The sequence below is a fragment of the Streptomyces sp. AK010 genome, from assembly GCF_014207295.1.
GTDB classification, from domain to species: Bacteria; Actinomycetota; Actinomycetes; order Streptomycetales; family Streptomycetaceae; genus Streptomyces; species Streptomyces massasporeus.
On the sequence record NZ_JACHCX010000026.1, the window covers coordinates 23,921 to 37,804 of the forward strand.

9 protein-coding genes are annotated in these 13,884 nt (G+C 71.3%); 4 read left to right on the forward strand and 5 right to left on the reverse strand.

Annotated elements, in window-relative coordinates; genetic code table 11:
- Positions 1-47: 47 nt before the first annotated feature.
- Positions 48-5,000, forward strand: coding sequence for an NAD-glutamate dehydrogenase (locus tag HDC93_RS33730; RefSeq protein ID WP_185014626.1), 4,953 nt, complete (start codon positions 48-50; stop codon positions 4,998-5,000).
- A gap of 119 nt (positions 5,001-5,119) precedes the next feature.
- Positions 5,120-5,602, forward strand: a complete 483-nt coding sequence (locus HDC93_RS33735) for a GtrA family protein (RefSeq protein ID WP_185014627.1) — start codon at positions 5,120-5,122, stop codon at positions 5,600-5,602.
- On the opposite strand, the gene HDC93_RS33740 is transcribed toward HDC93_RS33735, so the two are convergent.
- From HDC93_RS33740 to HDC93_RS33755, 4 genes are all read right to left on the reverse strand, one after another.
- A complete protein-coding gene (locus HDC93_RS33740; protein WP_185014628.1) occupies positions 5,595-7,241 on the reverse strand; it encodes a glycosyltransferase family 2 protein in 1,647 nt (548 codons plus the stop codon). The genes HDC93_RS33735 and HDC93_RS33740 overlap by 8 nt on opposite strands.
- A complete protein-coding gene (locus tag HDC93_RS33745) occupies positions 7,238-9,442 on the reverse strand; it encodes a CDP-glycerol glycerophosphotransferase family protein (RefSeq protein ID WP_185014629.1) in 2,205 nt (734 codons plus the stop codon). The genes HDC93_RS33740 and HDC93_RS33745 overlap by 4 nt, the downstream gene beginning before the upstream one ends.
- A 192-nt stretch (positions 9,443-9,634) precedes the next feature.
- Positions 9,635-10,465: an ABC transporter ATP-binding protein gene (locus tag HDC93_RS33750; RefSeq protein ID WP_185014630.1), complete on the reverse strand. Its 831-nt coding sequence runs from the start codon at positions 10,463-10,465 to the stop codon at positions 9,635-9,637.
- Positions 10,458-11,372: an ABC transporter permease gene (locus HDC93_RS33755; protein ID WP_185014631.1), complete on the reverse strand. Its 915-nt coding sequence runs from the start codon at positions 11,370-11,372 to the stop codon at positions 10,458-10,460. Before HDC93_RS33755 ends, HDC93_RS33750 begins: the two co-directional genes overlap by 8 nt.
- 185 nt (positions 11,373-11,557) lie before the next feature.
- Here HDC93_RS33755 and HDC93_RS33760 point away from each other — a divergent pair, with 185 nt between their 5' ends.
- Complete coding sequence (locus tag HDC93_RS33760; protein WP_185014632.1) at positions 11,558-12,184, forward strand: TetR/AcrR family transcriptional regulator; 627 nt, start codon at positions 11,558-11,560, stop codon at positions 12,182-12,184.
- 43 nt (positions 12,185-12,227) lie between these two features.
- On the opposite strand, the gene galE is transcribed toward HDC93_RS33760, so the two are convergent.
- Positions 12,228-13,208, reverse strand: coding sequence for a UDP-glucose 4-epimerase GalE (galE, locus tag HDC93_RS33765; RefSeq protein WP_185014633.1), 981 nt, complete (start codon positions 13,206-13,208; stop codon positions 12,228-12,230).
- Between the two features lie 71 nt (positions 13,209-13,279).
- Between galE and HDC93_RS39840 the strand changes: the two genes are divergently transcribed.
- Complete coding sequence (locus HDC93_RS39840) at positions 13,280-13,660, forward strand: hypothetical protein (RefSeq protein WP_185014634.1); 381 nt, start codon at positions 13,280-13,282, stop codon at positions 13,658-13,660.
- The last annotated feature ends 224 nt before the right edge of the window (positions 13,661-13,884 follow it).

A 13,884-nucleotide genomic window follows, 5' to 3' on the forward strand; every position in this document is an offset into this window, starting at 1 on the left:
ACTTCCTTCTACGTCACGCAACGGCGCGCGACAGGAGCCAGAGGACAATGCAGACCAAGCTGGACGAAGCCAAGGCCGAGTTGCTCGAGAGGGCCGCCCGGGTAGCTGAGAACAGCCCGGTCGGGGGGCACCTACCGACCGGGTCGACGGGCGAGGAGACCCCAGACGCCCAGAAGGCCCCGGACCGCGAGACCCTCCTCACGTTCCTCCAGCGTTACTACCTGCACACGGCCCCGGAGGACCTCACCGACCGCGACCCGGTCGACGTCTTCGGAGCTGCCGTATCGCACTACCGGCTGGCCGAGAACCGCCCCCAGGGCACGGCGAACGTGCGGGTGCACACCCCCACGGTCGAAGAGAACGGGTGGACCTGCAGCCACTCCGTGGTCGAGGTCGTCACCGACGACATGCCCTTCCTCGTCGACTCCGTCACCAATGAGCTGACGCGCCAGGGGCGCGGGATCCACGTCGTCATCCACCCCCAGTTCGTGGTGCGGCGCGATGTCACCGGCAAGCTCATCGAGGTCCTGTCGACCCCGCCCACCGGCGACCTTCCGCACGACGCGCACGTCGAGTCCTGGATCCACGTCGAGATCGACCGCGAGACCGACCGGGCCGATCTGAAGCAGATCACCGCCGACCTGCTGCGCGTGCTGTCCGACGCCCGTGAGGCCGTCGAGGACTGGGGCAAGATGCGCGAGGCGGCGATCCGGCTGGCGGAGGGGCTGCCGGACGAGCCCATCCCCGACGACCTGCCCGGACCCCAGGTCGAGGAGGCCCGCGAGCTGCTGCGCTGGCTCGCCGACGACCACTTCACCTTCCTCGGCTACCGCGAGTACCAGCTCCGCGACGACGACTCGCTGGCCGCCGTGCCCGGCACCGGGCTCGGCATACTGCGCGCGGACCCGCACCACGCGGCCGAGGAGAGCCACCCGGTCAGCCCGTCGTTCGAGCGGCTGCCCGCCGACGCCCGGGCCAAGGCGCGCGAGCACAAGCTGCTCGTGCTGACCAAGGCGAACAGCCGGGCGACCGTGCACCGGCCGTCGTACCTGGACTACATCGGCGTCAAGAAGTTCGACGCCGACGGCAACGTCATCGGCGAGCGCCGGTTCCTCGGGCTGTTCTCCTCCGCCGCCTACACCGAGTCCGTGCGCCGGGTCCCGGTCATCCGGCGCAAGGTCGAGGAAGTCCTGGAGCGCGCCGGGTTCTCGCCCAACAGCCACGACGGCCGCGATCTGACGCAGATCCTGGAGACGTACCCGCGCGACGAGCTCTTCCAGACCCCGGCCGATGAGCTGCGGGCCATCGTCACCTCCGTGCTCTACCTCCAGGAGCGCAGGCGCCTCAGGCTCTACCTGCGCCAGGACGAGTACGGGCGCTACTACTCCGCCCTCGTCTACCTCCCGCGCGACCGCTACACCACGGCCGTCCGCCTGCGGATCATCGAGATCCTGAAGGAGGAACTGGGCGGCATCAGCGTCGACTTCACGGCCTGGAACACCGAGTCGATCCTGTCCCGGCTGCACTTCGTGGTCCGGGTCCCGCAGGGCACCGAGCTGCCGGAGCTGTCCGACTCCGACAAGGAGCGCATCGAGGCCCGGCTGGTGGAGGCCGCCCGCTCCTGGGAGGACGCCTTCGCCGAGGCGCTCAACGCCGAGCTCGGCGAGGAGCACGCGGCCGAGGCGATGCGCCGGTACGCGCACGCGTTCCCCGAGGGCTACAAGGCCGACCACAACCCGCGCGCCGCGGTCGCCGACCTCGTCCACCTCGAGCAGCTGAACAGCGAGGCGGACAAGGACTTCGCGCTCAGCCTCTACGAGCCGGTGGGCGCCGCCCCCGAGGAGCGCCGCTTCAAGATCTACCGCACGGGCGACGCGATCTCCCTCTCGGCCGTCCTGCCGGTCCTCAACCGGCTCGGTGTCGAGGTCGTCGACGAGCGGCCGTACGAGCTGCGCTGCTCGGACCGCAGTGTGGCCTGGATCTACGACTTCGGTCTGCGCATGCCCCGCGCGGGCGGCGGCGGGGACCACTTCGGCGACGACGCCCGCGAGCGCTTCCAGGACGCCTTCTGTGCAACCTGGACCGGCAAGGCGGAGAACGACGGCTTCAACGCCCTCGTGCTGAGCGCCGGGCTGACCTGGCGCCAGGCGGTGGTCCTGCGGGCGTACGCCAAGTACCTGCGCCAGGCCGCGTCGACGTTCAGCCAGGACTACATGGAGGACACCCTCCGCAACAACGTCCACACCACCCGCCTGCTGGTCTCCCTGTTCGAGGCGCGGATGTCGCCCGACCGGCAGCGCGCGGGGCACGAGATCGTGGACGCGCTGCTGGAGGAGGTCGACGCGGCCCTCGACCAGGTGGCCTCGCTCGACGAGGACCGGATCCTCAGGTCCTTCCTGACGGTCATCAAGGCGACGCTGCGGACCAACTTCTTCCAGGAGGCCGCGGGCGGCAAGCCGCACGACTACGTCTCCATGAAGTTCGACCCGCAGGCCATCCCCGATCTGCCGGCACCCCGCCCGGCGTTCGAGATCTGGGTGTACTCGCCGCGCGTGGAGGGCGTGCACCTGCGCTTCGGCAAGGTCGCGCGCGGTGGCCTGCGCTGGTCCGACCGGCGTGAGGACTTCCGCACGGAGATCCTGGGCCTGGTCAAGGCGCAGATGGTCAAGAACACCGTCATCGTGCCGGTCGGCGCCAAGGGCGGCTTCGTCGCCAAGCAGCTGCCCGACCCGTCCGTGGACCGGGACGCGTGGCTCGCCGAGGGTGTCGCCAGCTACAGGACGTTCATCTCGGCACTGCTCGACATCACCGACAACATGGTCGCCGGCGAGGTCGTGCCGCCGGCGGACGTCGTCCGGCACGACGAGGACGACACCTACCTCGTCGTCGCCGCCGACAAGGGCACCGCGACCTTCTCCGACATCGCCAACGAGGTCGCCGAGAACTACAACTTCTGGCTCGGTGACGCCTTCGCCTCCGGCGGCTCCGCCGGATACGACCACAAGGGCATGGGCATCACCGCCCGCGGCGCCTGGGAGTCCGTCAAGCGGCACTTCCGCGACATGGGCGTCGACACCCAGACCGAGGACTTCACGGTCGTCGGCATCGGCGACATGTCCGGTGACGTGTTCGGCAACGGCATGCTGCTCTCCGAGCACATCCGCCTGGTGGCCGCCTTCGACCACCGGCACATCTTCATCGACCCGAACCCGGACGCCGCCACCTCCTACGCCGAGCGCCGCCGCCTGTTCGAGCTGCCCCGCTCCAGCTGGGAGGACTACGACAAGGACCTGCTGTCGGCCGGCGGCGGCATCTTCCCGCGCACGGCCAAGGCGATCCCGGTCAACGCGCACATCCGCGAGGCCCTCGGCATCGAGGCCAAGGTCACCAAGCTGACCCCGGCCGACCTGATGAAGGCGATCCTGCACGCGCCGGTGGACCTGCTGTGGAACGGCGGCATCGGCACGTACGTCAAGGCCTCCACCGAGTCCAACGCGGACGTCGGCGACAAGGCCAACGACGCCATCCGCGTCGACGGCGCGGACCTGCGCGTCGCCGTCGTCGGCGAGGGCGGCAACCTCGGCCTGACCCAGCTCGGCCGGATCGAGTTCGCGCTGCACGGCGGCCGGATCAACACCGACGCCATCGACAACAGCGCCGGCGTGGACACCTCCGACCACGAGGTGAACATCAAGATCCTCCTCAACGGCCTGGTCAGGGACGGCGACATGACCGTCAAGCAGCGCAACAAGCTGCTCGCCGAGATGACCGACGAGGTCGGCCGCCTGGTGCTGCGCAACAACTACGCGCAGAACACGGCGATCGCCAACGCCCTCGCCCAGTCCGGCGCCATGCTCCACGCCCAGCAGCGCTTCATGAAGCACCTGGTCAGGGAGGGCCACCTCGACCGGGCGCTGGAGTTCCTGCCCACCGACCGGCAGATCCGCGAGCGGCTCGCCCAGGGCCAGGGCCTGACCGGCCCGGAAACGGCCGTCCTGCTGGCGTACACGAAGATCACGGTCGCCGAGGAGCTGCTGCACACCTCGCTGCCGGACGACCCGTACCTGAGCACCCTGCTGCACGCGTACTTCCCGACCGAGCTGCGCGAGCAGTTCCCCGAACACCTCGTCTGCCACCCGCTGCGCCGTGAGATCACCACGACCGTGCTGGTCAACGACACGGTGAACACGGGCGGTACCACGTATCTGCACCGGCTGCGCGAGGAGACCGGCGCGTCGCTGGAGGAGATCGTGCGGGCGCAGACCGCGGCCCGGGCGATCTTCCGCCAGCCCCCGGTGTGGGACGGGGTCGAGGCACTCGACAACAAGGTCGAGGCCGAGGTCCAGACCCGCATCCGGCTGCACGCCCGCCGCCTGGTGGAGCGCGGCACGCGCTGGCTGCTCAACAACCGGCCGCAGCCGCTGGAGCTTGCCGGGACGGTCGACTTCTTCGCCGATCGGGTCGAGCAGGTCTGGAGTGAGCTGCCGAAGCTGCTGCGCGGCGCCGACCTGGAGTGGCACCAGAAGATCTACGACGAGCTGACGGGCGCCGGTGTCCCGGCCGAACTGGCCACCCGGGTCGCGGGCTTCTCCTCGGCCTTCCCGACGCTCGACATCGTCTCGATCGCCGACCGCATGGGCCGGGAGCCGCTGGACGTCGCCGAGGTCTACTACGACCTCGCCGACCGTCTGCGCATCACCCAGCTCATGGACCGCATCATCGAGCTGCCCCGCGCCGACCGCTGGCAGTCCATGGCCCGCGCGGCGATCCGCGAGGACCTGTACGCGGCGCACGCGGCGCTGACCGCCGACGTCCTGGCGGTGGGCAACGGCACCTCGACGCCCGAGCAGCGCTACAAGGCGTGGGAGCAGAAGAACGCGGCGATCCTCGGCCGCGCCCGCAGCACCCTGGAGGAGATCCAGGGGTCCGACGCGTTCGACCTCGCCAACCTGTCGGTGGCGATGCGCACGATGAGGACGCTGCTGCGCACGCACTCGTAGCTGCAGGACGTACGGCGTGACAGGCGCCCCGGGCCGGAATCGGCCCGGGGCGCCTGTTCTTGGGGTGCCTTGGGGCGATTCGCGTGGAGCACTTACCGAATCCCGCTAAGGCTTGGGGCATGACTGTGAACGTCTCCGAGGAGCGCGTGGCCGTCCCCGTCCTCCCGGTCAAGCGTGTCGTCCTCGAAGTGGTCAACTCCGCGCTGGTCGGCGGCAGCGGTGTCGCGGTGAACTTCCTGGTGTTCAACGTGCTCCTGCACGGGCTGCACCGGCCCGCCATCGTCGCGACCGTGCCGGCCAGCCTGGTCGCCATGGGCACCAACTACCTCGGCTTCCGGTACTTCACCTACCGCGACCGGGCGGCGCGGACCCGGCGCCAGATCGTGCTGTTCTTCGTCTTCAGCTCCCTCGGTGTCGCCGTGGAGAGCGGACTGTTCTACGCCGGGTACCACGGCCTGGGCCTGGACGGGCCGTTCGAGTCCAACGCGGTCAAGGCGCTGTCCATCGTGCTGGCCTCCGTCTTCCGCTTCGGCGTCTACCGGACCTGGGTGTTCCAGCACGAGGAGCCGGGTGCCCCGGGGCCGGGACGCGGGGCTACTTGAGCGCGCTCGCCACCAGCCGCACGGCTCTCTTCACCCTCGGGCGGGCCAGTCTGCGGGCCGTCGGGCGGATCAGCTTCGCCGTCACCCCCACCGGCTCCCAGCGGACCTGGAGACGGCCCGGGGCGTGGCCCTCCGGTTCCACCGTCAGATGGTGGGAGGGGACGCGGGTCGTCAGGGTCGGGAAGGTCAGGGGCGCCAGGAGCAGGCCCGTGTGGGAGAGGCCCTGGTGCTGGAGGCGGAGCAGTGGGTGGCGGATGCCCGCGAACCCGTGGAGGGGGAGCGAGGCCGCCCCGAGGTCCAGGTGGGCGTGGCCCTCGAAGAGGCCGGGACGCACGGGGGAGAGGCGGAAGTGGACGCGCAGGCGGCGACCGCCCGGGGCGATGAGGAGCGTCGCCCGGTGCGGGCCCACGGGGAGGCGCAGCGCCGGGTCGTAGGTGCGGATCGCCAGGTCGATCGAGGCGCCGGGGCCCCGGGTGATCTCCGTGATCTCGTGGCGGAACTGGGCGCTCGGGAAGGGCCGGGTCTCCAACTCCAGGTCGGAGACGTCCAGCTCCCGGCGTGCCCAGTCCGACTCGGGGACCCGGTCCCCCCAGTAGGTGCGCCCTTCCGCGTCGGCGGTCACGCGCCTCGGGCCCACTCCATGGCCGAGGCCCCGGGCGGCCAGGCGGGCCTCCGGCAGGCGGCGGTCGCGGATCAGCTGGACGACGACGCGTTCGGCGCGCGGGAGACGCGCGAACGCACCCGGCGTGAGCGTGTCGAGGTAGGGGGTGACGATGTCCGCGAAGGACGTCAGCCAGGCGTCGTCCCGGTAGGGCAGGTCACCGGCGTACATCCGGAAGTCGTGCTTGAGGAACTTGTGGTCCTTGTCCTCGCGCAGCGACTCGTGCCCGCTCTCGGCCAGGAACGCGTCGATGAGGTGCTGGACGTGGACGCGGTCCCGGACGTTGGCCAGCTTGTGCCGCTGGTTGGAGATCGAGGCCGCCTCGGAGGCCGCGAAGGGCGCCACGTACCAGCGGTAGACCGGCTCCGGGATGATCGTGAAGGTCTTGGCCATGCAGTACGCCTGCGCCGAGAACAGCTGGTCCTCGTAGTGGATGCCCTCGGGGAAGCGCAGGTCGTGCCGGTCGAGGAAGGCGCGGGCGTACATCTTGCTGGTGGACAGGTGCTCGAAGAACAGCCGCGGGTCGGCCTCGATGCCGTCGAGGGTGCGGCGCTCGGCGACCAGGTGCGGCATCCACGTCGAGCGGCGGCCGTTGTCCACGCGGACGCGTTGCACGGCTCCCATCGCGAAGTCGATCTCGCGTTCGCGGTGCGCGGCGAGCAGCAGTTCCACGGCGTTGCCGGGGAGCTCGTCGTCGCTGTCGAGGAACATCAGGAACGGCGCCCGCGCGATCTGCACGGCGCGGTTGCGCGGGGCGCTGCAGCCGCCGCTGTTCCGCTCCAGGCGAAGGTGGCGGATGCGGGGGTCCTGGGCCGCGAGCCGCTGTGCCACGGCCGGGGTCGCGTCCGTGGAGTGGTCGTCGCTGATGACGATCTCGAGGTTGGCGTGGGTCTGGCGGCGGACCGATTCGACCGCGCGGGTGAGCCGTTCGGCGTCGTTGTAGACGATGACCGTCACGGTGACGTCGGGGGTGCTCATGCGGTCGCCTCCTGTGGGGTCGGGGCCGGAGTGCGTTCCTCGATCGGCAGCACGGGCGGCAGGTCCCGTCCGTCCTGGCCGAGGAAGACCCGGCGGACGACGCGTTCGGCGGCGCGTCCGTCGTCGTACTCGCAGAACCGGCGCCGGAAGGCGGCACGGGTCTTCGCCGCGCCCTCGTCGCGCCAGGCCTCGGTGGTGAGGATCTCCGTCAGTTCCTGCTGGGTGCGGGCGACCGGGCCCGGGGCCTCCGCCATCAGGTCGAAGTAGACGCCGCGGGTCGTGCGGTACGTCTCCCAGTCGTCGGCGTGGATCACGATCGGCCGGTCGAGGTTGGCGTAGTCGAACATGATCGAGGAGTAGTCCGTGACCAGGACGTCCGCCGCCAGGCACAGGTCCTCGACCGGGTCGTAGGAGGAGACGTCGATGATCCGGCCGGTGCGGCGCAGGTTCGTGAGCGGGGAGGCGGCGCCGCCGTAGAAGTAGTGGCCGCGCACGAGCAGGACCGTGTCCTCGCCCAGACGGTCGGAGAGGGCGGCGAGGTCCAGGCGCGGGGTCCAGCCGGCCTCGTAGTCGCGGTGGGTGGGCGCGTAGAGGACGGCGCGGCGGCCCGGGGCGATGCCGAGGCGGTCGCGGACCCTGCGGATGTCGCCGGCGCCGGCGGTGTAGTACACGTCGTTGCGCGGATAGCCGTGGTCCAGGGAGACGTAGCGCGACGGGTACGCCCGCTCCCACATGCGGGTGGTGTGGCTGTTGGCGGAGACGCTGTAGTCCCACTTGTCGATGCGCTCCAGCAGCGCCTTGAAGTCCAGGCCCTGCGCGGCGGCCGGGAACGCCATCTGGTCGATGCCCATGCGCTTCAGGGGCGTGCCGTGGTGGGTCTGGACGTGGATCGCGTCCGGGCGTTTGACCACCGCGTTCGGGAAGTTGACGTTGTTGACGAGGTACTTGGCGGTGGCCAGCACCTCCCAGTAGCGGCGGCTGCCGGGCACGACGTGGTCGGTGCCGGGCGGCAGGAGGGCCGCGTTCTCCTCGGTGACCACCCACACCGCGTGGATCTGCGGGGCCAGTTCGGCGAGCTTGGCGGCGATCGCGGCGGGATTGCAGGCGACGCCGCGGTTCCAGTACGCCGAGAACACCGCGAGATGCGGATTGACGGGGCGGCCCAGCGCCCTGCGGTACTGGTGGTCGCGGAGCCTGGCACCGGCCTGGCGCTTGCGGGCCCGCAGGGCCGACCTGGCGGTGCGGCGGGTGCGGTTGACGGCCTGGAAGGCGCGGTACTTCGCGTAGGCGCCCTCCTCCAGCAGGGAGCGGCGGACACCTTCGAGCCCGGCCGGAGGGCGGTGGTTCTCGGGGCGGCGGCGCAGGGCGGCCAGGGACGCCCGGCGGAAGAACTCCCGCGCGACCTCCTCCGGCATGCCACCTCGTGCGAAGGTGCGCAGGCAGTCGCGGACCATGAGGTCGTAGAGCACGGTGTGCGCGGCGCGCCGGTCGCGGGTGAGGTCGAGGAGGGACTCGTAGCGTTCGACGAGGCCGTAGCGCTGCTCGGGCGTCACCGGCGGCAGGCTCGCCGGGCGCAGCCGGCGGTCCTCGTAGGCGACGTGCGGCAGGCAGGCGACGCGGTCGGCGAGCAGCAGGGCGGCCAGGGCGGCGTACGGCTCGTCGTCGGTGCTGAGTCGCGACTCGTGCGCCCGCCAGAAGTCCGCGCGCAGGACCCGGGTGCCGAGCAGCGGGGTCAGCCGCAGCAGCGGGGCGCAGTCGTCGAGGGCGACGTCGGCGCGGCCCGCCCGGGCGAGGATCGAGCCGTCCGGGGAGGGCATGCCGGAGGTGTGCCAGGTGCTGCGGACGTGGTCCAGGAGGAGGACGTCGACCTCGCCGGGGAGTTCGGCGACCCGTTCGGCGACCGTGCGCGGGGTGCCGGCGGGCAGACCGTCCTTGGCGTGGACGAAGTGCAGCCAGCGGCCGGAGGCCCGGGCCGCGCCCGCCGCCCGGGCCGCCGCGTCGCCCGTGCCGTCCGGCAGCGGCACTACGTCGACCGCGCCGCCGTCGGGGGCGTGCCGCTCGGCCGTCTCCCGGGCCCAGTCGCCGACCGCCGCCACGATCACCTCGGCGTCCGGGAGGGAGTGGGCGGCGAGGGAGTCGAGGAGTTCCGTCAGATGGTCCTGAACGTTCGGCCCGTGGACGACGACACTGAGCTCGGCCATCGGGGACCCCCTCTCACAGCTGCACCGTATGCGGTCATGCTGCCATCAATGAGGCAAAACGGCCGACCGGGTGGGCCTCACGAGGGAACGGCGGGACTCACGAGGGGACGGTGGCCTTCACGAGGGGGGCGGCCTTCACGAGCAACGGCGGCCTTCACGAGGGGGGCGGCCTTCACGAGGGAACGGCGGCCTTCACGGGGTAACGGCGGCCTTCGGCTTGGCTTTCGGCTTGTCCGCCTTGTCGCCGGTGAACGCCTCGTACTCCTTGAGGACGTCCTCCGTCGGCCCGTCCATGCGCAGCTCGCCGCGCTCCAGCCACAGCACCCGGTCGCAGGTGTCGCGGATCGACTTGTTGTTGTGGCTGACCAGGAACACCGTGCCCGCGTGCTTGCGCAGCTCGCGGATGCGCCCCTCGGAGCGCTTCTGGAAGGAGCGGTCGCCGGTGGCCAGCGCCTCGTCGATCAGCAGGACGTCGTGGTCCTTGGCGGCGGCGATGGAGAAGCGCAGGCGGGCCGCCATGCCGGAGGAGTACGTCCGCATCGGCAGGGTGATGAAGTCGCCCTTCTCGTTGATGCCCGAGAAGTCGACGATCTCCTGGTAGCGGTCCTTGATCTGTTCGCGGGACATGCCCATGGCCAGGCCGCCGAGGTGCACGTTGCGCTCGCCGGTCAGGTCGTTCATCAGGGCCGCGTTGACGCCGAGCAGAGAGGGCTGGCCGTCGGTGTAGATACGGCCGTTCTCCACGGGGAGGAGCCCGGCGACGGCCTTCAGCAGGGTCGACTTGCCGGAGCCGTTGGTGCCGATCAGGCCGATCGCCTCGCCCCGGTAGGCGACGAAGGACACGTTCTTCACTGCGTGCACCCGGCGCACGCCCGATGCCTTCTCGGTCTGCTTGCGGCGCACGATGCGGTTGAGGGCGGCGGTCGCGGAGCCGCGTCCGGCGCCGGTGCCGTTGACGCGGTAGACGATGTCGACGCGGTCGGCGACGACGGTGGGAATCTTCTCGTTCGGGTGCTCAGCCACGGCCGTACGTCTCCTCAGCCTTCCAGAAGTAGATGAAGCCGCCGACCCCGGCGATCAGCGCCCAGGCGGTGGCGATCGCCCACACGTGGGCCGGGAGCTGGCTCGCGTGGAAGCTGTCGATCAGGGCGAAGCGCATCAGGTCGATGTAGACGGCGGCCGGGTTGGCCGCCAGCGCGATCTTCACCGCGTGGGGCAGGCTGTCGTTCTCCGCCAGCTTGTCGATGCTCCACATGACGCCCGAGACGTACATCCAGGTGCGCAGCACGAACGGCATCAGCTGGGCGATGTCGGGGGTCTTGGCACCCATCCGGGCCATGACCATGGAGACGCCCGCGTTGAACGTGAACTGCAGGAACAGGGCCGGGAGCGCCAGCAGCCAGGACACGCCGACCGGCACACCGAAGCAGAGCAGGATGACGACCAGCGCGCCCATCGAGAACAGCAGCTGCTGGAGCTGCTGGAGGCAGAAGGAGATCGGCAGCGCGGCGCGCGGGAAGTGCAGGGCGCGCACCAGGCCGAGGTTGCCGGAGATGGCGCGGGTGCCCGCCATGATCGAGCTCTGCGTGAACGTCCAGATGAACACGCCCGTGACCAGGAACGGGATGTAGTCCGGCACGCCGTGCTTGGTGCCGAGCAGCACGCCGAAGATGAAGTAGTAGACCGCCGCGTTCAGCAGTGGGGTCATCACCTGCCAGACCTGGCCGAGCTTCGCCTGGCTGTACTGGGCGGTGAGCTTGGCGGTGGCGAACGCGGTGATGAAGTGGCGGCGGGCCCACAGCCGGCGGACGTACTCGGGCAGGGAGGGCCGGGCGCCGCTGACCGAGAGGCCGTGGCGGGCGGCGAGGGCCGTGAGGTCGTCGGAGGCCGTGGCCGTGGGCTGGGGCGGTGTGTGGAGGACCGTACTCACATCCGCTGCTTTCGCTCGGGGGGTGTGGGACCAGGAGGCCGCGAAGAGCAAGGGGGTGGGGGTGGCATTTACCGGACTCTTCACGGATTCCTACGTCGGGACGGGACCGTATCGTCGCAACGGGAGCGTACGTCGGACCGACGTCGGAACGCAACCGTCTCGTCGTGACGCCCTATGCTGTCGGCATGACGACGAAGCCCGACGAGCCCCAGCAGCCCCCGCGCCGCCGGGCCCCCGCGGGGGCGGCGGTACTGCGGGAGGACGTGACGGAAGCGATCAGGGCGGCCGTCTTCGAGGAGCTCGCGGCCGTCGGGTACGCGCGGATGTCCATCGAGGGGATCGCGCGCCGGGCGGGGGTCGGGAAGACGGCGGTGTACCGCCGCTGGCGCTCGAAGCTGCACCTGGTGCTCGACATCGTCTCGGCGCTCGCCGTGCAGGGCCTGCCCGCGCCGGACACCGGCTCCCTCGAGGGCGACCTGCGGCTCCTCTACGAGGTGACGTCCCGCGCCCTGCGCCACCCCGTCGCCTCGCAGATCATCCCCGACCTCCAGGCCGAGGCGGCCCGCAACCCCGAGATCGCCGAGGCCATGCAGAAGGCCCTGCGCGAGGGGCAGGACGGCGTCGCCACCGGCATCGTGACGGCGGCGGAGCGCCGCGGGGAGCTCCGCGAGGGCCTCGACCACGACCTCGCGCTCGACCTGATCTCCGGCCCGCTGTACTGGCGCTCGGTGGTCATCCGCAACCCGAAGCTGCCGAAGGGCTACCTGGGTTCCCTGGCCCGGGCCACGGCGGAGGCGTTGCGGGCGCTCTGAGGGGCTCCCGCCGTCAGGGAGAGCGGTCCGGCGGCAGGCGGGGTCAGCCCCGTCCCGCCTCCGGGTGCAGCCGCAGCCACCCCTCCCACGCGGACGTGATCATGTCCTGCACGTCGAGCCGGGCCTTCCAGCCCAGTTCCGCCGCCGCGCGGTCGGCCGAGGCGACGACGCGGGCCGGGTCGCCCGGGCGGCGGGGCGTCACCGCGGGCGGACGGTCGTAGCCGGTGGCCGCGTTGATACGGTCGATCATCTCCCGGACGGAGACGCCCTCGCCCCGGCCGATGTTCAGGGTGAGGTCGCGGCCGGGGGAGGAGCGCAGGGCCCGGGCCGCCGCGACATGGGCCTCGGCCAGGTCGACCACGTGGATGTAGTCCCGCACGCAGGTGCCGTCCGGGGTCGGGTAGTCGTCGCCGAAGACGCGCGGCGGCTCGTCCTGCGTGAGCTTCTCGAAGACCATGGGCACGAGGTTGAAGACACCGACGTCCGCGAGCTCCGGACCCGCCGCCCCCGCCACGTTGAAGTAGCGCAGGGACGCCGTCGACAGCCCCGTGGCCCGGCCCGTCGCACGGACCAGCCACTCACCGGCCAGCTTGGTCTCGCCGTAGGGCGACATGGGCAGGCACGGTGTCTCCTCCGTGACCAGGTCCACGTCCGGCATGCCGTACACCGCCGCCGAGGAGGAGAAGACGAAGGACGCCACCTTCGCCGCCGTGACGGCGTCCAGCAGGATCCGCAGGCCCTCGACGTTCTCCCGGTAGTAGTGCAGGGGCAGTTCGACGGACTCGCCCACCTGCTTCTTCGCCGCGAGGTGGACGACTCCGGTGACCTCGTGGTCCGCGAGGGTGCGGGCGAGCCGCTCGGCGTCCAGGGTCGAGCCCGCCACCAGCTCCACCCCGTCGGGCACGCGCTCGGCAATCCCGGTGGACAGGTCGTCGTACACCACCGCCTGTTCGCCCGCCGCGGTCATCGCCCGTACGACGTGCGCGCCGATGTAGCCGGCGCCGCCGGTGATCAACCAGGTCATGTGCGGCCGTCCCCTCGTCAGTTCGCCCGTGATGGTGCTGTGCGCCGGTCCGTCGTGGTCGTCGTACTCGCGTGCTCTCAGTGAAGCAGGCGGCGCAGTCGTGCGCGTGCGACCGACAGCACCCCGCGTACGCCCGGGGCCACCCGCAGCGCCAGCGCGCCGGAGTGGGTGGTGTACGGCTGTACGAGTACCACGCCGTGCCGGGCGCTCGGGACGGCGCGGCGGCGCAGCAGACCGGCGCCCGTGAGGGCGTGCGCCGTGACGTCGCGGCTCGCGCCGTCACGGAAGTGGATGCGGAGGCGCAGATCCCAGGTGCCGACGCCGGGCGCGGCCAGCGGGAGGAGATCGACGGCAGTCTCCGCCGACCAGGTGCCGTCGGGGCCGGCGGATCCGCCATGGCCGACTGGACCGGCGGAATTGCCACGACCGGCGGAATTGCCACGACCGGCTGAGCCGCTGCGACCGGCTGAGCCGCTGTGACCGGCTGAGCCGCTGTGACCGGCTAAGTCGCCACGACCGGCTGGACCGGCGGAACCACCGGGGCCGGCTGAACCACCGGGGTCGGCTGAACCACCGGGGTCGGCTGAACCACCGGGGTCGGCTGAACCACCGGGGTCGGCTGAACCACCGGGGTCGGCTGAACCACCGGGGTCGGCTGAACCACCGGGGTCGGCTG

Excerpts from the sequence above, each read along its gene's own strand:
- HDC93_RS33735 (WP_185014627.1), top strand. The coding sequence starts at position 5,120 with ATGACTGTGAACGTCTCCGAGGAGCGCGTGGCCGTCCCCGTCCTCCCG.
- galE (WP_185014633.1), bottom strand. The coding sequence starts at position 13,208 with ATGACCTGGTTGATCACCGGCGGCGCCGGCTACATCGGCGCGCACGTC.
- HDC93_RS33760 (WP_185014632.1), top strand. The coding sequence starts at position 11,558 with ATGACGACGAAGCCCGACGAGCCCCAGCAGCCCCCGCGCCGCCGGGCC.
- HDC93_RS33740 (WP_185014628.1), bottom strand. The coding sequence starts at position 7,241 with ATGAGCACCCCCGACGTCACCGTGACGGTCATCGTCTACAACGACGCC.
- HDC93_RS33730 (WP_185014626.1), top strand. The coding sequence starts at position 48 with ATGCAGACCAAGCTGGACGAAGCCAAGGCCGAGTTGCTCGAGAGGGCC.
- HDC93_RS33745 (WP_185014629.1), bottom strand. The coding sequence starts at position 9,442 with ATGGCCGAGCTCAGTGTCGTCGTCCACGGGCCGAACGTTCAGGACCAT.